General features: G+C 69.6%; 18 protein-coding genes. 5 read left to right on the plus strand and 13 right to left on the minus strand.

What is annotated here, in order from left to right; translation table 11 throughout:
- On the plus strand, window positions 1-153 hold a 153-nt coding region (locus ACFO0C_RS46905; protein WP_378073418.1), incomplete at its 5' end, for a hypothetical protein.
- Here the strand turns inward: ACFO0C_RS46905 and ACFO0C_RS46910 are convergent.
- Complete coding sequence (locus tag ACFO0C_RS46910; RefSeq protein ID WP_378073380.1) at window positions 143-931, minus strand: metallophosphoesterase family protein; 789 nt, start codon at window positions 929-931, stop codon at window positions 143-145. The two genes, ACFO0C_RS46905 and ACFO0C_RS46910, sit on opposite strands and share 11 nt — an antisense overlap.
- A gap of 376 nt (window positions 932-1,307) precedes the next feature.
- On the opposite strand from ACFO0C_RS46910, the gene ACFO0C_RS46915 reads away from it, so the two are divergent.
- Window positions 1,308-2,768 carry a glycosyl hydrolase gene (locus ACFO0C_RS46915; protein WP_378073381.1) on the plus strand — a complete coding sequence of 487 codons (1,461 nt, stop codon included), beginning with the start codon at window positions 1,308-1,310 and terminating at the stop codon, window positions 2,766-2,768.
- A gap of 86 nt (window positions 2,769-2,854) precedes the next feature.
- On the opposite strand, the gene ACFO0C_RS46920 is transcribed toward ACFO0C_RS46915, so the two are convergent.
- The 3 genes from ACFO0C_RS46920 to ACFO0C_RS46930 form a co-directional block, all read right to left on the minus strand.
- Window positions 2,855-4,072, minus strand: coding sequence for a hypothetical protein (locus ACFO0C_RS46920; protein WP_378073382.1), 1,218 nt, complete (start codon window positions 4,070-4,072; stop codon window positions 2,855-2,857).
- Complete coding sequence (locus ACFO0C_RS46925) at window positions 4,069-4,602, minus strand: SigE family RNA polymerase sigma factor (RefSeq protein WP_378073383.1); 534 nt, start codon at window positions 4,600-4,602, stop codon at window positions 4,069-4,071. The genes ACFO0C_RS46920 and ACFO0C_RS46925 overlap by 4 nt, the downstream gene beginning before the upstream one ends.
- Before the next feature lie 93 nt (window positions 4,603-4,695).
- Complete coding sequence (locus ACFO0C_RS46930) at window positions 4,696-6,636, minus strand: putative bifunctional diguanylate cyclase/phosphodiesterase (protein ID WP_378073384.1); 1,941 nt, start codon at window positions 6,634-6,636, stop codon at window positions 4,696-4,698.
- Between the two features lie 164 nt (window positions 6,637-6,800).
- Here ACFO0C_RS46930 and ACFO0C_RS46935 point away from each other — a divergent pair, with 164 nt between their 5' ends.
- The 3 genes from ACFO0C_RS46935 (at window position 6,801) to ACFO0C_RS46945 (ending at window position 9,562) form a co-directional block, all read left to right on the plus strand.
- Complete coding sequence (locus tag ACFO0C_RS46935; protein WP_378073385.1) at window positions 6,801-7,817, plus strand: sugar ABC transporter substrate-binding protein; 1,017 nt, start codon at window positions 6,801-6,803, stop codon at window positions 7,815-7,817.
- 53 nt (window positions 7,818-7,870) lie between these two features.
- The gene (locus ACFO0C_RS46940; protein ID WP_378073386.1) at window positions 7,871-8,734 is read left to right on the plus strand and encodes an SGNH/GDSL hydrolase family protein; all 864 of its coding nucleotides are present in this window, start codon (window positions 7,871-7,873) and stop codon (window positions 8,732-8,734) included.
- A gap of 120 nt (window positions 8,735-8,854) precedes the next feature.
- A complete protein-coding gene (locus tag ACFO0C_RS46945; RefSeq protein ID WP_378073387.1) occupies window positions 8,855-9,562 on the plus strand; it encodes a hypothetical protein in 708 nt (235 codons plus the stop codon).
- A gap of 51 nt (window positions 9,563-9,613) precedes the next feature.
- On the opposite strand, the gene ACFO0C_RS46950 is transcribed toward ACFO0C_RS46945, so the two are convergent.
- The 9 genes from ACFO0C_RS46950 to ACFO0C_RS46990 form a co-directional block, all read right to left on the minus strand.
- Window positions 9,614-10,204, minus strand: a complete 591-nt coding sequence (locus tag ACFO0C_RS46950; protein ID WP_378073388.1) for a TetR/AcrR family transcriptional regulator — start codon at window positions 10,202-10,204, stop codon at window positions 9,614-9,616.
- A complete protein-coding gene (locus tag ACFO0C_RS46955) occupies window positions 10,189-10,863 on the minus strand; it encodes a TetR/AcrR family transcriptional regulator (RefSeq protein ID WP_378073389.1) in 675 nt (224 codons plus the stop codon). Before ACFO0C_RS46955 ends, ACFO0C_RS46950 begins: the two co-directional genes overlap by 16 nt.
- The gene (locus tag ACFO0C_RS46960) at window positions 10,863-12,539 is read right to left on the minus strand and encodes a purine-cytosine permease family protein (RefSeq protein ID WP_378073390.1); all 1,677 of its coding nucleotides are present in this window, start codon (window positions 12,537-12,539) and stop codon (window positions 10,863-10,865) included. Before ACFO0C_RS46960 ends, ACFO0C_RS46955 begins: the two co-directional genes overlap by 1 nt.
- Before the next feature lie 57 nt (window positions 12,540-12,596).
- The gene (locus tag ACFO0C_RS46965; RefSeq protein WP_378073391.1) at window positions 12,597-13,280 is read right to left on the minus strand and encodes an ATP-binding cassette domain-containing protein; all 684 of its coding nucleotides are present in this window, start codon (window positions 13,278-13,280) and stop codon (window positions 12,597-12,599) included.
- 1 nt (window position 13,281) lies between these two features.
- The gene (urtD, locus tag ACFO0C_RS46970; protein ID WP_378073392.1) at window positions 13,282-14,031 is read right to left on the minus strand and encodes an urea ABC transporter ATP-binding protein UrtD; all 750 of its coding nucleotides are present in this window, start codon (window positions 14,029-14,031) and stop codon (window positions 13,282-13,284) included.
- Entirely contained in the window at window positions 14,028-15,128 is a 1,101-nt protein-coding gene (gene urtC / locus ACFO0C_RS46975) for an urea ABC transporter permease subunit UrtC (protein WP_378073393.1), read from the minus strand. Before urtC ends, urtD begins: the two co-directional genes overlap by 4 nt.
- Window positions 15,125-16,009 (minus strand): urea ABC transporter permease subunit UrtB, encoded by an 885-nt coding sequence (gene urtB / locus ACFO0C_RS46980; RefSeq protein ID WP_378073394.1) that lies wholly within the window; start codon window positions 16,007-16,009, stop codon window positions 15,125-15,127. The genes urtC and urtB overlap by 4 nt, the downstream gene beginning before the upstream one ends.
- Before the next feature lie 78 nt (window positions 16,010-16,087).
- Window positions 16,088-17,386: an urea ABC transporter substrate-binding protein gene (gene urtA, locus ACFO0C_RS46985; protein WP_378073395.1), complete on the minus strand. Its 1,299-nt coding sequence runs from the start codon at window positions 17,384-17,386 to the stop codon at window positions 16,088-16,090.
- 241 nt (window positions 17,387-17,627) lie between these two features.
- Entirely contained in the window at window positions 17,628-18,677 is a 1,050-nt protein-coding gene (locus ACFO0C_RS46990) for a substrate-binding domain-containing protein (protein ID WP_378073396.1), read from the minus strand.
- Between the last annotated feature and the right edge of the window lie 7 nt (window positions 18,678-18,684).

Genomic DNA, 18,684 nt, shown 5'->3' on the forward strand with positions numbered 1-18,684 from the left:
TGGCCGGTGCCGGACGCTCTCGACCACGTCCTGGTCCGGGCGGTGCCGGTGGCCGGGGCACGCCTGGTCTTCCAGGAGGAGGTACGGCTCGGTGACGGCCGCCCCGCGTTCCTCTCCGACCACTACGGCGTGGAGGCCGACCTCACGTGGTGAACAGGACCGCCCGGGCGTCCACGTTGACGATGTGACCGCTGCCCAGCGGGGCCACCGGGCGGCTCCAGTGGACGTGCCCGCAGAGGGTGATCGCCGGGGGACGCCGCTCCAGCAGCCCGCGCAGGGCGGGCCGGCCGGGCTGGTCGGGGCCGGTGCCACGCGGGCCCTCGTGCAGCAGCAGGACGTCCGGTGGGGGCGAGGTGACCGCCTCCACCGCGGACAGGAACGCTTCCTCCGTACGCCGGAATGGTCGTGAAGGGTCTCCGATGACGCCGCTGACGCCCGCGACGGTGAGGTCGCCGTGACCGCGCCGGGTGCCGTCGAGCAGGGCGACGCCGGGGCCGAACCCGCTCACGCCGCCGGTGACCTCGTCGTGGTTCCCGGCGATGCCGAGGACCGCCGGGCTGCCGGCGGCGAAGGCCGCCCACACCTCGTGCACGTCGCCGGACGCGCCGCGGCGGTCGGCGTTCGGTGCCGAGTAGAGGTCGCCGGTGAGCAGCACCGTGAGGTCGCCGGGCGGCGGCAGCAGGCCGCTGCCGGCCCAGAGCCGCAGATATCCGGCGAGAGCGACGCCGAGCAGGACCGGTCTGCCGTCGTCGGGGGAGACGGCGATGCCCTGGAGGTCACCGGTGGCGAGCAGGGCCGTGCAGCCGGCCGGGAGCTCGTCGACCCGGAGTCCCTCGACCGCGAGCTGGAGGGCCCGGGTGGCGCCGCCGGGCCCGGCCGCCCGGTAGGGGATCGTCGCGAGCCGTCTCGGCGGGTCGTCCAGCAGGCGCATGTCGCTCTCTCCGTCGAAACAGCAGGTCGACAGCCATCGAATCGTGCTTCGTGGATCGCTGCAACCGATCTTCCCGGCCCGCACCCTCCGCGGGGGTGAATCTCACCGTCGTCACCGGTCGATCGGCGGCTCGGCGGTCGATGCTGGACTGGGGCCGCGGTGGGTTGCACGGCAACCGAACGGCAACACCCGGGCCGGCACCGGAGAAAGGGGAGGGCGGTTGCCGGGGCGTCCGGCAACCGGTTCGCAACGTCCGAAAGGGGCGCACCCGGTTTGCAACCACCTTGCCATCAGCCGGAAGCTCCGGGATCCGACGCCGGAGCCGAATGAGAGGTCACCCCCGAAAAGCAACCTTGCGAGAGGCATCGATCCCCCTATGAGCAGCTTCCGCGTGCGCGCCGGCGTCCTCGCCTCCTCCGTTCTGATGACCCTCGGACTTGCCGCCGCGCCCGCCTCGGCGGACGGTGAGACTCCCACCATGACGGACCGGATGGCGGCGGTGCAGACCGCGAAGTCGCTCAACTACTACCCGTCGGATGCCGGCTGGTCGGCGATGTGGACCGGGTTCGACGCGGCCCGGATCGACGCCGACCTGGCGAAGGTCGCCGCGCTGGGTGCCGACAACGTCCGGGTGATCGTCTTCCCGCAGGCGTTCGGCTGGCCCACCCCGAAGGCGGAGTACACCGAGAAGCTGCGCAAGTTCATCAGCGCCGCCGACGCCAACGGCCTCACCGTCAAGGTCACCCTCTTCGACTGGTGGTCCGGCTACAACGAGGTCAACAACAGCGTCAACTGGGCGAAGGCGATCCTCTCGCCGTACGTGAACGACCCCCGGGTCATCGCCGTCGAGCTGAAGAACGAGTTCCAGCCCGGTGACAGCGCCGCGGTCACCTGGATCAAGCAGGTCATCCCGGCGGTCCGGGTCTGGGCGCCGGCCATGCCGCTCACCCTCTCGGTCGACGGCGGCACCGGCGCGACCGGCATGGCCCAGATCAAGTCGCAGCTGACCGCCAGTCCGCTCGACTACTACGACTTCCACTTCTACGGCTCCTCGGAGCGGGCGCTCGCCGAGATCCGCAAGGCGCAGGCGGCCGTCGCCCCGGCACCGGTCGTGATCGGTGAGACCGGTGTGAGCAGCGCCGTCGTCAGCGAGGGCGAGCAGGGTGCCTACCTGGCCCGGGTGTTCCGTGCCGCGAGCGAGGCGGGCGTCGGCTCGGTGTCGCCGTGGACGCTCAACGACTTCGCGAACGGCGCGATCCCGGCCAACTCGCAGGTGTCGACGATGCCGGCCCAGTACAAGTTCGGCCTCTACCGCGCCGACGGCACCGCGAAGTTCGCCGCGACCGTGGTGCGTAGCTGGTGGACCACCGGTACCGTCCCGAACAGCCTGCTCAACCTCGGTTTCGAGGCCGCCGCCAGCGACTCGCCGTGGCGGCTCGCCAACACCGACGCGGGTACCCCGGTGACGGTCACCGACGTCGCCCGCAGCGGCTCCAAGTCGGTCCGCTTCTCCGGCACCACCCGCACCACGGCCGGTCTTCCGTCGCTGGTCACCTCGCCGATCACGCCCGTGCAGGCCGGCTACCGCTGGCGCGCCGAGGCGTACGCCCGCGGCACCAACGCCACCGGTGTCACCGAGATCGCGCTGAGCTGGTTCGACGTCACCGGCAAGTGGATCAGCCAGAGCACCTCGAACCGTCTGCCCGCCGGTAACTCCTCCTGGACCAAGCTGGTCGTCGAGGCGGTCGCCCCGGCCGGCGCCACCAGCGTCCAGCTGCACCTCAAGTCGGGTGACAACAGCGGCTCCGTCTGGTTCGACGACGTGGCCGTCTCCTGAGGCTCTCCTGAAGGCTCCACCGTCTCCTGAAGGCTCCACCGGGGAAGGAGAGCGGGCGTCGCGTCAGCGGCGCCCGCTCCGTCACGTCAGCGGCAGGTCCACATCAGTGGGTCGTTGCCGACCTGGTTCCCGCCCAGGGCGGCGCCGGATCCGCCGATCACCCGGCCGTCCGCGCTGATGCTGCTGATCTGGTAGTCGTCCGCGTCCGGGTGGAGTGGCAGGTCGAACAGCCGGTCATCGGCCGTGATCACCGGCTGCTGGGTGCCACTGACCACCCAGCCGTTCGCCGCGATCAGCACCGGATATCCGGGCCCGTCCACCTTCTCGTAGGTCCCGTCGGCGATCCGGTACCGGTAGGCGGTGAACCACCGGCTGCCGTCCGGCTTGTCGAGGACCGCCCGCCCGGCCACCCAGCCGTCGACGATCGACTCCGGCCAGAAGAAGGTCGCCTTCTCCCCGTCGACGGGCGGCAACGACATGGTCCGGCCGGTGCCGTCGGGCAGCCACAGGTAACCGCTCGCCTCGGACCCGTCGTCCGGGGCCACCGAGCCGACGACGGTGCCGTCCTCGGCGATGCCGTCGGCCGAGCCCGTCGTGGCTCCCTCCGGCAGTCGCAGCGGGGTGACCTTCGCCCCCGCCGAGTCCCAGCGGACCGGGACACCGGAGTAGGCCGGGCCCATCGAGCCGACGATCACCCCGGCGTCGTTGATCGCCGTGGCCGTGGTGCCGCGGCCGTCGAGTTCCTGCACCCGGCCGTCGCGGTAGACGTACGCCTGCTGCCGGTCCGAGGTCACGAAGGACCCCCCGACGGCCACGCCGGAGCGGTTGACGTCGCGGAAGGACGCGTCGTCGCCGGGCACGCGCGGTGTGGCGAGGATCCGGCCGTCCCGCCAGAGGATCGTGTTCGAGGCCGCCCGGTAGAGCCGCCCGGCCAGATACCGTCCACTCGGGTCACCGGACGTGACCAGCGACTTCTTCACACCGTCGGTCGGCAGCCGGGTGACCTCGCAGCCGACCGGCACGTCCGGCGCGGCGGCGACGGCGCTCGGCGCGGCGGTGGTGGCCGGACCGGGGACCGGTGTCCCGTCGTTCAGCGCGGCGACCGCCAGCGTGCCGCCACCTGCGGCGACCGAGGTCAGCGCGATCAGGGCCGCGCCACCGGACCAACGGCGCAGCACCCGGCGCCGGCGGCCCTCCACCATGCTCCGCGCCACGTCGATCCGCGCCGGGCCCTCCGGCTCCTCCCGCAGCGGGAGCAGCAGCCGGACCGCGCGTTCGTCGGTCATCTCGTCCTCGTCTCTCATCGTGAATCCCTCATCGTGACTCCCGAGAAACGGCGGGCGGGCGTGCGCTCGTCGACGCCGAGGAGGGCGCGCAGCCGGGTCAGCCCGTGTGCGGTCTGGCTCTTGACCGTGCCCTCCGAGCAGCGCAGCAGCTCGGCCACCTCACGGACCGGTTTGTCACAGAGATAGCGCAGCACCAGCACGGCCTGCTGACGCGGTGGCAGTTTCGCCAGCGCCGCACGCACCACCGGCCCGTCCTCCGGGTTCCGGTCGGCCGGTGGGGGCTCGGGCGGGCCGGTCAGCAACCGGACCTTCCACCAGCCCCGGCGCCGGTCGTCGAGGAAGACCCGGACCAGCATCGTGTGCACGTAGGCGTCCACGTTGTCCACCCGCCCGATCCGTGGCCACCGGGCGTACAACTTCGTCAGGGTCTCCTGGACGAAGTCGTCGGCCTCGTGAGTGTCGCCGCAGAGCAGAAAGGCGGTGCGCCGCAACCCGGCGACGCGCGCGTGCACGTACGCCAGATAGTCGCGGTCGGATCGTTCCGGCATGTGCCCCGCTCCCTGTAGCCGTCTCTCCCTGTCCGACGGCGATACGTCAGGATCGGTTGTAGACGATTTCCGGAAATCCGGGGCGGGTGTGTCCTACGCCGATTCGAGCACCGGCCGGCCGAGCCACGCCATCAGGTCGGCGGCGCGCACCGGGCGGCTGATGTAGTAGCCCTGCGCGTTGGTGCAGCCCATGTTCCCGAGCAGGATCAGCGTCGCCTCGTCCTCGACGCCCTCGGCCACCACCTCGAGGTCGAGGGCGCGGGCCAGTTCGAGCACCGCGCGCACGATGGCGTTACCGCCGTGCGAGTCGCTCATCGTCCGGATGAAGCTGCGGTCGATCTTCAGTTCGTTCAGCGGCATGCTCTGCAGGTAGGACATCGACGAGTAGCCGGTGCCGAAGTCGTCCACCGACAGGCGTACGCCCATCCCGCGCAGCCTGGTCAGGATCGCTCCGGCGCGTACCGGGTCGCTGATGATGGAGGTCTCGGTGATCTCCAGGGTGAGGGCGCCGGGCGAGACGCCGGAGGAGGCGAGAGCCGCGGCGACCCGGTCCGGGAAGGTGTCGTCCAGCAGGCAGACCGTCGGCACGTTGACCGCCACCGGCAGCGGCGTGTCCTGTGCCCGCCAGATCCGGTGCTGGTGCAGCGCCATGGTCAGCACCCGGTCGGTGAGGGGGATGATGATCTCGTTCTCCTCGGCCTGCGGGATGAAGTCGCCCGGCTGGAGCAACCCGCGGGTCGGGTGCTCCCAGCGGATCAGCGCCTCCACACCGACGACCCGCCAGGTGCTCGTCGACACCTTCGGCTGGTAGTGCAGCACCAGCTCGTCCTCGTCGAGGGCCCGGCGCAGCTCACCGATCAGGCTCAGCTGCTGCGAGTCGTGGTTGTCGGCCGACGGGTCGTAGACGGCGATACCGAGCCGGTTGCGCTTGGCCGTGTACATCGCGATGTCGGCGTGCTGGAGCAGTTCGGCACCGGAGGAGCTGTGCAGCGGGTAGACGGCCGCGCCGATGCTGCCGCTGATGTCGACGATCACGCCCTCCAGCTCGGCCGGCCCCTCCAGGGACTCCAGCAGCCGGCGCGCTATCTCCGAGCAGTGCTCCGGGGAGTTGATCTCCGGCATCAGGACGGCGAACTCGTCACCACCGAGCCGGGCCACCGTGTCGCTGGTCCGGACCGCCGCGGTGAGCCGGTCCGCCACCTCCTTGAGCAGCAGGTCACCGGCGTGATGGCCGAGCGTGTCGTTGACCTCTTTGAATTTGTTGAGGTCGAGCAGCAGCAGGCCGACCGACTCCTGCCGCTGCCGGGCCGTCAGCAACGCCCCGTCGATCTCGTCGGCCAGCAGCGCCCGGTTGGCCAGCCCGGTCAGTTCGTCGTGCAGCGCCCGGTAGCGGCTCTCCACCGCCTGGCCCTCGATCCGGCGCTGGTGGGTGAGCAGGATCGAGGCGCAGAGCACGAGCAGCAGGAAGTCGGCGCCGCAGACGACCGCGGCGGCCAGGCTGAGGGCCTGGTTGAACTGGTCGGCCTCGGCCAGGTAGGCGTCCATCGCGAGCCGGTGCCGGGTGACGTTGGCGTTGGCCATCTTGCGGAGCATCGACGAGCCGAGGGCCGCCTGGTCGGACAGCACCTGCATGTGCTCGGGGTCGCTGGTGGCGCGGCGGACCTCGATCAGGGTCTGGGTGAAGGCGCTGTAGGCGTCGTTGGCCAGGGCCGCGCTCTCGACGTCGAGGTCGTCGCCGTTGCGGGACTGCCAGGCGAGGCCCGAGCTGGCTGAGTGGAGCGCGCTGTCGAGCAGGTCCCGCCCGAACTTCTTGGACACGACGTAACTGTTGAGCGCCTCGGTCTCGACGCTGATGTTGACGTCCAGTTCGGCCCAGTGGTCGCTGATCTGGGAGACGTGCCGTACGTGACTGGTGGTCCGGGCGTTGGTGGTGATGCTGATGGCGGCCAGTGCGGCCAGCGCGAAGACGCCGAGTGCCAGTCCGATGACGGCGGCCCGGGCAACGGCCTTGCTGCGGACGACCTTCCCGAGCACCCCGATACCTCCCCAGAGCATCCAGAAGCGGACCGCCCGTGGGCGGCCGCTTGCGGAGCTACCGATCGGCTGAACCGCAGCCCGGATGAAGGAGATCGCACATACTGACTTCCCTGAGGGGTGAAAATGGAATAGCTATGAAATATCGGATCTTTCGTATTGCGGTGGTTGGGCTGCTCCTCGGCCCGGTGGCGTGCACGAAACAGAACGACGGCGAGGGTCACACGCCCACTGTCGGTTTCGTGGTGGCGAACAAGCAGCTCAACTTCTCCCAGGAGATGTCGCTCGGGTTCATCGCCGGGGTGAACCAGGTCAAGGGCGTGAGCCTGCAGGTCGACGGGCCCAACATCGTCGACGGCCCCCGGCAGCTCGCCCTCTTCCAGGAGATGCGCAAGACCGCCCCCGACGGCATCTCCGTCTTCACCCTGACCCCCGACCTGTTCGCCGAGCCGATGGCCTCGGCGATCGCCGACGGGGTGCCGATCATCGCGGTGGACAGCCCGGCCCTGCCGTCGGCCGGCGTGGAGCTGTTCATCGGCAACGACAGCTACGAGCTCGGCCGGCTGCTCGCCCGGAAGGTGATCACCCAGCTTCCGTCCAACGCCACCGGCAAGGTCGTCCTCGGGACCTCGTCGCCGGGGGTCTCGGTGCTCGACCGCCGGGCCATGGGCATCCGCGACGAGTTCAAGGACAAGCTCCCCGCCGTCACCGTGTTCGGCCCGTTCGACACGAAACAGGAGGTGGAGGCGAACATGGAGGCCTGGGAGACCCTGGTCAAGGTCAACCCGTCGGCGCTCGCCTTCATCGGCACCAGCGATGCCGACGGCTGGAACCTCGCCGAGATCCGCCGCCGGGAGGTCGCCTCCTGGGTGGCCGCCGCCTTCGACATCGACCCGAAGTCGCTGGCCGCCGTGAAGAACGGCGACCTGATCCTGGTGTCGCCGGAGCACTACGTGAAGGGCGCCGTCGCCGGCCGGCTCCAGGCCGAGCACGCCAAGACCGGCAAGGCGCTGCCCAAGGGCTGGCTGTACGTGCCCGGCCTCGCCGTCGACCGCTTCAACGTCGACGAGATCCTGGCCCGGCAGTCGACGGTCGCGACCCGGGCCACGGCCTTCGGCGACGAGGTGAACCGGATCCTCACCGACCCCTCCTACCTGCGGCCGCTCTCCGACGTGAGTTGATCCGACAGCCTCCGGGTTCGGAGACCGGTGGTCCGGTGAGGCAAGGTTGGTAGGTGATTCGCCGATGGCACGTCGCCGCCCTGGCCCTGCTCGCCGTCTTCGCCCTGGCCTGCGGAGGTGCCGGCCGTGCCACGCCGGGCGCCTCGGACAAGCCGGAGCCCACGAAACCGGCTGCCGGTTACCCGGCCTCGATGGTGGCGCTCGGTGACTCGATCACCGCTGGTCTCGGCGCCTGTCTCGCCTATGTCGCGTGCGCCCGCAACTCCTGGTCGACCGGTGACAACGCCGCCATCCAGAGCCACTACCAGCGGATCCTGGAGAAGAACGACCGGATCAAGGGCGACGCCGACAACCTGGCCACCCCGGGCGCCGAGGCCGACGCGCTGGACGGGCAGGCCCGCCGGGCCGTCGATCTGAAACCGCAGTACGTGACGATCCTCATCGGAGCCAACGACGCGTGTGCCCGCACCGTCGACGCCATGACGCCGGTCGACACGTTCCGTGAGCAGATCGACGAGGGGCTGACCCGGCTGCGCAAGGGCCTGCCGAAAGCGCGGGTGCTGGTGGTGAGCATCCCCGACCTCTACCGGCTCTGGCAGGTGGGCAGGGAGAACGAGAAGGCCGCCGAGATCTGGAGCCGCGGCGGCATCTGCCCGTCGATGCTGGCCGACCCGACCTCCACCGCCGATGCCGACCAGGAGCGGCGCGAGCGCGTCCGGGACCGCATCGACGACTACAACACCCAACTGCGACAGGCCTGCCGGGCGTACGGGGACCGCTGTCGCTGGGACGGCGGGGCGGCCCACCGGGTCCGTTTCGACATCGACCAGCTGAACAAGTTCGACTACTTCCACCCGAACGCCGAGGGCCAGAAGGAACTGGCCGATGTGGTCTATCCCGGTCGCTTCACGTGGTGACCGGCGTCACAAAAGACAAATTTGGCATTCATAATCGCGGCTTCGGGTGATTTCCGCGCGTACTCCCGGGAGATATACAAGCGACAGACGGGGCTGACGGACGACGCCGAAGGGAGCTCGATGGCCACCTGGCTTCTCGTGCCGTGTCTGGGTCAACTGCGCACCGAGCTCAACCGGATCGCGCCGAACAGGGACAAGTCCAGCGACGGCACCATCGGCGACTCGGCGCACCAGGGCCGCGTCTCCGATCACAACGACGACGAGGTCGGACGGGTCCCGATCCGGGACGCCGACTCCAAGCACGAGGTCCACGCCATCGACCTCGACACCGACCTGCGCGAGCCCAATCTGACCATGGAGATGGTGGTGCAGCACGTGGTCGGCCGCTGCCGCAGCGGCGCCGAGAAACGTCTGCGCTACGTGATCTACAACCGGCGCATCTGGGAGGCGTCGAACGGCTGGAGGCAGCGCTCGTACAGCGGGGACAGCCCGCACACCGAGCACGCGCACTTCTCCAGCTCGTACGAGACGAAACTCGAAGCCTCGACCGCTTCCTGGCATCTGGAGGACATTCCCGTGGCACTCACCGACGCCGACAAGAAGTGGCTGGCCGCGCAGATCGACAAGGCCGCCACCAGCGCCGCCGAGCGGGTCTGGAAGACGAAGTGGAACATCAACTTCGAGCCGGGCACCACGCCGTACATGGCGGAGGCCGGCTCGATCCTGGCCCACGTCCCGGGAGAGCACAGCCGTACCGAGGCGGCGCTCGCCGAGATCGACGGCAAGGTCGACAAGCTGCTCGCCGAGGACCCGGCCAACCAGGTGTGACGGAAGGGGCCGGCCGACGACCGGCCCCTTCTCTGATCTCAAACGGTCAGGCTAGGCCGGGGTCACTCGGTCGCGGATGCTGTCGAGGATCGCCTCGGCCGCCCACGCGGCGGCGTCGGCGATGTCCCGCCGATCCATGTCGAACTCGCGGCGGAACGTCACCCAGGTCCCGACGGAGTCGAGATGCGACAGCGCCGCGATGACCGATCTGCGCTGTGCCGCGTCGAGGGACGGTACCTCCGCGTCCAGCAGCCGTTCGAGCTGTGCCCGGCCCGGCGACGGCGCCGCGCCGTTCACACCGCGCATCGCTGTCTCGGCGACGACGTGGGCGAGTTCCGGCCGCGCGTCGTACCGCTGCATCGCCTCCCGGATCGCGAGGGGGATGTCGAAGATCGAGTGCGACTCCTCGCGGGCGAACAGCGTCGCCTCGATCCAGGCCGCGGTCGCCAGCAGCAGGTCGACACGTGTCGGGTAGTTGCGGAACACCGTGCGCTCGGCGATGCCGGCCCGGCGCGCGATCACCCGGTACGACACGTCGTCGCTGCCGAGCTCCTCGATCAGCTCGGTGTAGGCGGCGAGGATCGCCTCCTGCGTGCCGCTCAGCGCCGGGACCGCCGCCGGCCCGGTCACGGCTCCGCCCATGTCGCCTCTGGCCGTGTCGCGAGCGGCTCCGCCCATGTCGCCTCTGGCCGTGTCGCGAGCGGCTCCGCCCATGTCGCGTCGGGCCGTGTCGCGAGCGGCTCCGCCCATGTCGCGTCCGGCAGCCTCGCGAGCACGGAGCCGACAGCGCGGTCGAACGCGTCGCAGATCTCGCCGGCATCCAGCTCGAAGCCGGTCCGCAACCGGGCCCAGAACATCGCCGACGAGAAGTAACGCAGCGAGGCCGCGACCCGCCGCCGGTCCCGCCGGTTGAGCGTCGGCGCCGCCACCTCGAGCATCGCCTCGATCGCCCGCGTGATGTAGGCCGGCTCGATGTCGATCGTCGGTGAGATCGCGGACGCCCGCGCGCCGACGTACGCATACGCGGGCGACGCGTCGAAGGCCCGGAACCGCTCGTGCACGGCGGCGCGGAAATCGGGCACGGTCACGAACGGCGGCAGCGGGAAGCAGGTCTGCTCGATCCAGTTCGAGAGCGCGGCGAGCAGGTGTGCGCGCGTCGGGTACTGGCGGTAGATCGTGCGCTCCGAGATGCCGACCTCGTCGGCGAGGGCACGATAGGAGATGTCGTCGAACGTGCGCTCGCGCAGCAGCACCGCCGCACTCGCGAGAATCGCGGTCGCGGTGTCGACCGGCTCCTCCATCACGTCTCCCTCTTTCGGGCGGCCGTCCGGTACGGGGGCCCGATGACTTCCGGCGGGAGCACGTAGTGGTCGGAATCGTCGAGCGTGAGCGCCAGCGACGAGACGTACTGCACTTCGCCGTGCGGTCCTCTCTCGGCCGAGGCCAGCATATCCGGCCGCTCGAAGGTGTACCCGGTGACGTGGCAGCGCAGCCGCTCGCCCGACGGGTTGCCGTGCACGTCGAACCGGGGGGAGTCGATGCCGTCGGAGCGGCGGCGCAGGTAGTAGCGCCCACGCGTGGCGAGAGCGATGGCCGGCGTGGCCACGATCGCGACGCCGATCGCGATGAGCACCGAGAACGGCCGGACGGCGGCGCCGAACACCCCGGCGAACGCGAGCAGCGACAGCGCCGAGGCGAGCCCCACCGACACGAGCCCGACCGGGTTCCAGTCGTGCAGCATGCCGCGGCGGAACTCGGGGAAACGCGGCGAGATCCGCAGCACCCACTTGTTGATCGCGATATCGGTGGCGATCGTCACGAGCCAGGCCATCACGATGTTCGCGTAGAGGCTCAGCACGAAGGAGATCAGGGTGAAGACGTCCAGCATCATCAGCACGTACGCGATCACCAGGTTGAACAGCACGAAGATCGTGCGGCCCGGGTAGTGCTTCGCCACCCGGGTGAAGACGTTCGACCATGCGAGCGAGCCCGAGTACGCGTTCGTCACGTTGATCTTCACCTGCGCGACCACGATGAGCACCAGGGCCAGGACGATCGCGAGCCAGTCGGGGAGCAGGGTCTGGTACATCACGACGAACTGTTTGACCGGTTCGGTCGCCTGATGCCCGAGAGTGGGTTCGACCTTCACCAGGAGATAGACGGCGAGAAACACCCCGATCACCTGCTTGGTGCCGCTGAAGACGACCCATCCCGGACCGGCGAACGCGAACGACGTCCACCACGAACGGGCGTTGGACGGCGTACGCGGTGGCATGGCCCGGATGTAGTCGATCTGTTCCGCCAGCTGCGGAGTGAGGGCGAAGCACACCGCGGCACTCGAGACCACGGCGCCGAAGCTGATCGTGCCGTCGGAGTCGCCGGTGAACGAGGTGAAGGCACGGACCGCCTCGGGGTCGGAGAGGACGATCCACAGCAGTGGCAGCAGGGCGAGGGCGAGCCACAGCGGCGTGGTCCAGAACTGCAGGCGTTCCAGCGCGCGCATGCCGTAGATGACGATCGGGATCACCACGACGGTCGAGACGAGATAGCCGAGCCACAGTGGCATCCCCGTCGCCACCTGCAGCCCCTGCGCCATGATGGCGCCCTCCAGGGCGAAGAAGATGCAGGTGAAGCCCGCGAAGATCACCGTCGTGATGATCGAGCCGTAGTAGCCGAATCCCGAGCCACGGGCGATCAGGTCGAGGTCCAGGTTGTAGCGGGCGGCGTAGTAGGCGACGGGCACGCCCACGATGACGATGATGACCGACGCGAACACGATGCCGAGCACGGCGTTGGCGGTGCCGTGGTCGATGCCGATGCTCGCGCCGATCGAGAAGTCGGCGAGGAACGCGATGGACCCGAGGGCGGTCGCGCCGACGGAGGCCGCGCTCCAGCGCCGGAAGGTGCGTGGCACATAGCGGAACGCGTAGTCCTCCAGGCTGTCCTCCGCGGCCGCGCGCGCGTTGTCCGTCGACACAGGGCAAATTTCGCTGTCCGGTGTTACGGCGGCGTTGCGGGTGTGAGTCACGTCGGCTCAGATCGCCATGGCGGCCCGCACGGTGGAGGTGGCCGCCTTGCCCCCCTCTCCGGTCTGCGTGACGTGGCCCGAGGCGAGCACGACGTACCGTTCGGCCGCCGTGAGGGCGAAGCCGATGTGCTGCTCGACGAGCAGCACGTTCATGCCCTCGTCGGCCAGCTGCATGATGGTCTGCTCGATCTCGGCGACGATCGTGGGCTGGATGCCCTCGGTCGGCTCGTCGAGGATGAGCAGCTTCGGCTCGGTGATGAGGGCGCGGGCGATCGCGAGCTGCTGGCGCTGCCCGCCGGAGAGCAGGCCCGCCTTCCGGGTGGCGAACTGCTCCAGCGCGGGGAACCGGGCCAGCTGCGCGTCGATCAGGGCCTTGCCGCGCCGGCGCCCATCGGCGACGAGCTGGAGGTTCTCCAGCGTGGTGAGCTGGCCGAACGACTGCTGACCCTGCGGTACGTAGGCCATGCCGCGAGCCACGCGCTGGTGGGGGGCGAGCGACGTGATGTCCTCGCCGTCGAACACCACACGGCCCTTCGACGGCTTGATCAGGCCGATCGCGAGACGCAGCAGGGTCGACTTGCCGGCGCCGTTGTGGCCCAGCACGGCCACCACGTTGCCGGACGGCACCGTGACGCCGTGCAGCACCCGGGTACGCCCGTACCCGGCCTCGATGTCGGTGAGTTCCAGCATGTCAAGCCTCCGTCATCGCGTCTGCTGTGCCGAGGTAGACCTCCTGCACCCGGGGGTCGGCCTGGACCTCGGCCACCGTCCCCTGCGAGAGCACCCGGCCCTGGTGCAGCACGGTCACGCGGGTGGCGTACCGGCGCATGAAGTCCATGTCGTGCTCGACCACGAGCACGATCCGCTTCGCTGCGATGCGCTGCAGGAGCTCGCCGGTCGCGGTGCGCTCGTCGTGGCTCATGCCGGCGACGGGTTCGTCGAGCAGCAGCACCTTCGCGTCCTGCACGAGCAGCATCGCGATCTCCAGCCACTGCTTCTGGCCGTGCGACAGGATGCCGGCCGGTGTGGTGAGCTCGCCGGTGAGCCCGGTCTCCTCCAGCGCCTGCTCGATCGACGGGTCGACGCCACGCCGGGTCCGCAGGAGCGAGAGCGGGGAGCGGTGGCGCCCGGCGGCGATGTCGAGGTTCTGCAGCACGGTCAGTTCGTCGAAGACGCTCGCGGTCTGGAACGTGCGGCCGACCCCGAGGCGGACGATCCGGTGCACCTGTCTGCCGAGCAGTTCCTTCTCGCCGAGCCGCGCCGACCCGGTGCCCTTGACCAGCCCCGTGACCGCGTCGATGCAGGTCGTCTTGCCGGCGCCGTTCGGGCCGATGAGGAACCGGACCTCGCCGGGGTGCGCGTCGAAGGAGACGCCGTCGACCGCGACGAAGCCGGAGAACTCGACGCGCAGGTCCGTGACTACCAGGGAAGCATCGGTCATGACCGCACCTCTTCGAGCTCTGCGGCGGCGATCACCGGGGCGGGCTGTTGCGGGTCGGGGCGCCGGCGCGCCCGTCCGGTGAATCTGGCAGGCAGCGACGACAGCCCGTTCGGCAGGAAGAGGATCACGACGATGAACAGCAGGCCGAGGATGTAGGTCCAGCCCTCGGGCCAGGTCGAGCCGAGGCTGGACTGTCCCCATCCGACCGCCATCGCGCCCAGCGCGGGGCCGAAGAGCGAGGCGCGGCCACCGAAGGCGACGCCGGCGATCATGAGGATCGAGGCGGCGGCGCCGATCTCGGCGGGGGTGATGATGCCGACGAGGGGCACGAACATCGCGCCGCCGATGCTCGCCATCAGCGCCGAGACGACGAAGGCGACGAGCTTGACGTTGGCCGGGTCGTAGCCCAGGAAGCGCACGCGTTCCTCGGCGTCCCGGGTGGCCACGAGGAGCTCACCGAAGCGGCTGCGGTAGAGCTGCCACACCGCGAGCAGGCAGACGACGAGCAGCCCGGCCGCGATGAGGTACACCATCAGCTTGTTCGCCGGGTCGTTCAGCACGAAGCCGAAGAAGTACTTGAAGTCGCTGAGCCCGGTGTCGCCGCCGGTCTCGCGGATCGTGGAGCTGATCAGGGTGGCCAGCGCGACGGCGAGAGCCTGCGTCAGGATCGCGAAGTACGCCCCCTTCACCCGGCGCTTGAACAGCGCATAACCGAGGACGCCGGCCATGATCACGGGCAGCAGCACGATCGCCAGCAGGGTGAATTCCGCGCTGCGGAACGGTTCCCAGAAAGCCGGGAGGGGCGCGAGCGGGTCGTAGAGCACCATGAAACCGGGGACCCGGTCACCGGCGCTCTCCAGCGTGAGGTGCATGGCCATCGAGTAGGCGCCGAGGGCGAAGAACACACCCTGGCCCATCACGAGCATCCCGCCCCGGCCCCAGGCCAGGCCGATGCCGACGGCGGCGATGGCCCAGCAGCAGTACTTGCCGAGGTTGTTGAGCCAGTGATCGGTGAGGAGGAGGGGAGCGACGGCGAGGAGCAGGACGGCGAACACCCCGATGCCGCCGAGGGAGATCCATGGTTTCGGCTTGGTCATGCCAGACTCCTGGTTCGCACCGTGAAGAGGCCCTGCGGGCGGAGCTGCAGGAAGACGATCACGAGGATGAAGGCGAGCACCTGCGCCAGGCTGCCGGTCGTCCAGTAGGCGAAGTACGCGAGCGCGACGCCCACCGCCCACGCGGCGATGATGGTGCCCTTGAGCTGGCCGATGCCACCGGCGGCGACGACGAGGAAGGCCGGGATGATGTACTGCGCACCCATCTGGGAGTTGGTGCCACCGATGAGCGACGCGGCCACGCCGGCGACACCGGCCAGACCCGACCCGGTGAAGAAGGTGAGGCGGTCGACGGTGCGGGTGGAGATCCCCGAGGTCTCGGCGAGGTCCCGGTTGTGCACGGTCGCCCGGATGCGGCGGCCGAACGAGGTGTACTTGAGCCAGGCCGACAGCGCGGCGACACAGACGGTCGCGAGCAGGATGGTGAACAGCTGCCGCAGCGGCCAGCCGTAACCGAGGACGGTCAGCTGTCCGTCGAGCCAGCCGGGTTTCTCCACCGGGACGCCCTGGGACGGGAAGATCTGGAGTGCCGCCTGCTGCAGGATCAGGCTGACACCGACCGTGACGAGCAGGGTGTCCAGGGGCCGGCGGTACATCCACTGGATGATGGTGACCTCCAGCAGGAGGCCGAACAGGCCCGCGACGACGAATGCGACCGGCAACGCGACCGGGATCGACAGGTCGCTGGCGGAGATGACCTGCTGGACGAGGTAGGCGGCGAAGGCGCCGAGCATGAGGAACTCGCCGTGGGCCATGTTGATCACGCCCATCTGCCCGAAGGTGAGCGAGAGGCCCAGCGCGGCGAGCAGGAGCAGCGCACCCTGTGCGCTGCCGTTCAGCAGCGGTGCGATCAGTGCGTCCACGTGCACTCGCTCTCTCTAGCGTCTCTTTGGCGGGGGAGGGGCCGCGTGCCGTTCGGTGACACGCGGCCCCGCGGGGGATCAGCCCGCCGCGTCCACCAGCTGCTTGCGGATGTCGGCCGGGAACCAGTCGTAGCCTTCGAGGTAGGGGTCCGGCTCGATGAACTTGTCGGAGGCCCAGACGATGTCGAACTGGTTGCTGGAGTTGATCTTGCCGATGTGGCCCGGCTTGGAGATGTGGTGGTTGTCGCCGTCGAGCGTGACCTTGCCCTCCGGCGCGTCGAACGTGATGGTGTTCTTCTTCGCCGCGGCGTTCACCGCGTCGACGTCGAACGAGCCGGCCGCCTCGACGAGGGCCTTGTACAGGTACATCGAGATGTAGGCGGCCTCCATCGGGTCGGAGGTGACCCCGCTGCTGTCGGGGTAGGCCTTCCAGTTGTCGATGAACTTCGGGTTGGTGTCGGTCTTGAGTGACTGGAAGTAGTTCCAGGACGCGTACTGGCCGGCGACCTCGTGACCCATCGCCGGGGCCTCCTCCTCGGCGATCGACACCGAGATGATCGGCGTCGTCGCGGCGGTGAGGCCGGCGTCGTAGTACGCCTTGATGAAGCCGACGTTCGACGAGCCGTTGATGGTGTTGAAGATGAAGTCGGGCTTGGCCGCCACGATCTTCGCCACCTGGCTGGTCCAGTCGTCCTTGTCGAGGGGCACGTACTCCTCGCCGACGATCTCGATGCCGAGCTTGGCCGCGTACAGCTTGATGATCGCGTTCGCGGTGCGCGGGAAGACGTAGTCGCTACCGGCCAGGAACAGCCGCTTCACGCCCTGGGAGGCGAGGAAGTCCATCGCCGGGATGATCTGCTGGTTGGTGGTCGCGCCGGTGTAGTAGATGTTCGGCGACGACTCGAGTCCCTCGTACTGGACCGGGTAGAAGAAAAGGCCGTTGTGCTTCTCGACGACCGGCTTGACGGCCTTGCGGGAGGACGAGGTCCAGCCACCGAAGATCGCGGCGACGCAGTCCTGGGTGAGCAGCTTCTCGGTCTTCTCCGCGAAGGTGGGCCAGTCGGTGGCGCCGTCCTCCTGGACGTAGGCGATCTTCTTGCCCAGGATGCCGCCGCCGGCGTTGATCTCGTCGGCGGCCATGTGCAGCACGTTGGAGACGGTCTTCTCGGAGATCGCCATGCCGCCGGTGAGCGAGTTGAGGAAGCCGAGCTTGACGGTGTCACCGGAGGTGTCGACGCAGCTGGGCGCCGCGGATGCCGCGCTGCCGGCCGCTTCGTCGCCGGCTCGGGCGCCACAACCGGCGAGTACGAGGGCCACGGTCGTCCCGATGGCACCCATCGCCGTAAGCGTGCGCAGCCGCTTGCTGGTGGTGGACATATATGGGAGCTCCGTTCCTGCTTCGAGGGGCGTGCAGCTGGCTGCTGCAGGTGAAAGCAGATTGACCCGGAGTCATTGCTCTGACATTTCTTGAATGTTCCAACTCTGTAGCCGACGCATCGAGTGTGGAGAGAATCCCCTGTAAGAGGGCGAAGGCTCATGAGAGATGGGCGTCAGAGTTCTGCCATGATCGGCGGCGTGGTTGTACCGATGACTCACTTCTGACATAGAAGAAGGTTGATCAGGTCAGCTCGGTGAGGACATCGAACTCGACGCCCCGGGCCTCGGCCAGATAGATGCGCTGGTTCACGTGCCGTTCCCGCAGTCGCAGCAGCCCGCGCGGCCCCTCGTAGGACACCGACTCGGCGTTCGCCCCGATCGCCCGGAGATCCGGCGACCCGGCCCGCTCGATCAGCGCCGCCAACAGCAGCACGCCCTCGTAACAGGACTCACCGAGGCTGCCCAGCGGCGGCGCCTCGGGACCGAACCGGGCCGCGTACCGCCCATGGAAGTCCAGATTCTCCGGCGTCACCATCGAGGCGAAGAACCCGGCCGTGCTGAACAGGTCCCGGGTGGCCGGGGCGCCGCTGGCCAGCAGCATGTTCTCGTCCATCAGGGTGCTCAGCCGCAGGCAGCGGGCGGCCAGTCCGGCCCGGCCGAACGCCCGGTTGAACCGCACCGCGTCCGTACCGACCAGCAGCATCAGCACCGCGTCGGCCCCGGACCGCTCGATCCGCCGGAGCACCGCGGAGAAGTCGTGTGTGCCCAGCGGGACGTAGCTCTCCCCGGCCACCGTCATCCCGTCCGCGATCGCGTGCCGCCGGGCCGCCTGGGCGGTCCGGCGCGGCCAGACGTAGTCGTTGCCGACGATGTACCAGTCATGGGCCGACCGCTCCCCGGCGAGCAGGCTCATCGCCGGGAACAGTTGCACGTCCGGGGTCTCGCTGGTCAGGTAGACGCCCTCGGCCCGCTCGCCGCCCTCGTAGAGCGCCGTGTAGACGTAGGGCACCCGGCCCGCCACCCGCGGGGCGACCGCCTGCCGGACCGTGGAGATGTGCCAGCCGGTGACCCCCTGCACCGCTCCGGTGCCGACCAGTCCGGCGACCTCGGCCGCCACCGCCCGCGGGTCGGCGCCGCCGTCGACCGGCACCAGGCGCAGTTCCCGCCCGAGGATGCCGCCGGCCCGGTTGATCTCCTCGGCGGCGAGACCGGCGCACAGCTCGGCGCCCGGCCCGAAGATCCCGGCCGGCCCGCGCAGCGGCACGACGAGAGCCACGTCGAACGACGACATGGCCTCA

Origin of the sequence: Actinoplanes subglobosus, assembly GCF_042650585.1 — a bacterium.
GTDB lineage: Bacteria > Actinomycetota > Actinomycetes > Mycobacteriales > Micromonosporaceae > Actinoplanes > Actinoplanes subglobosus.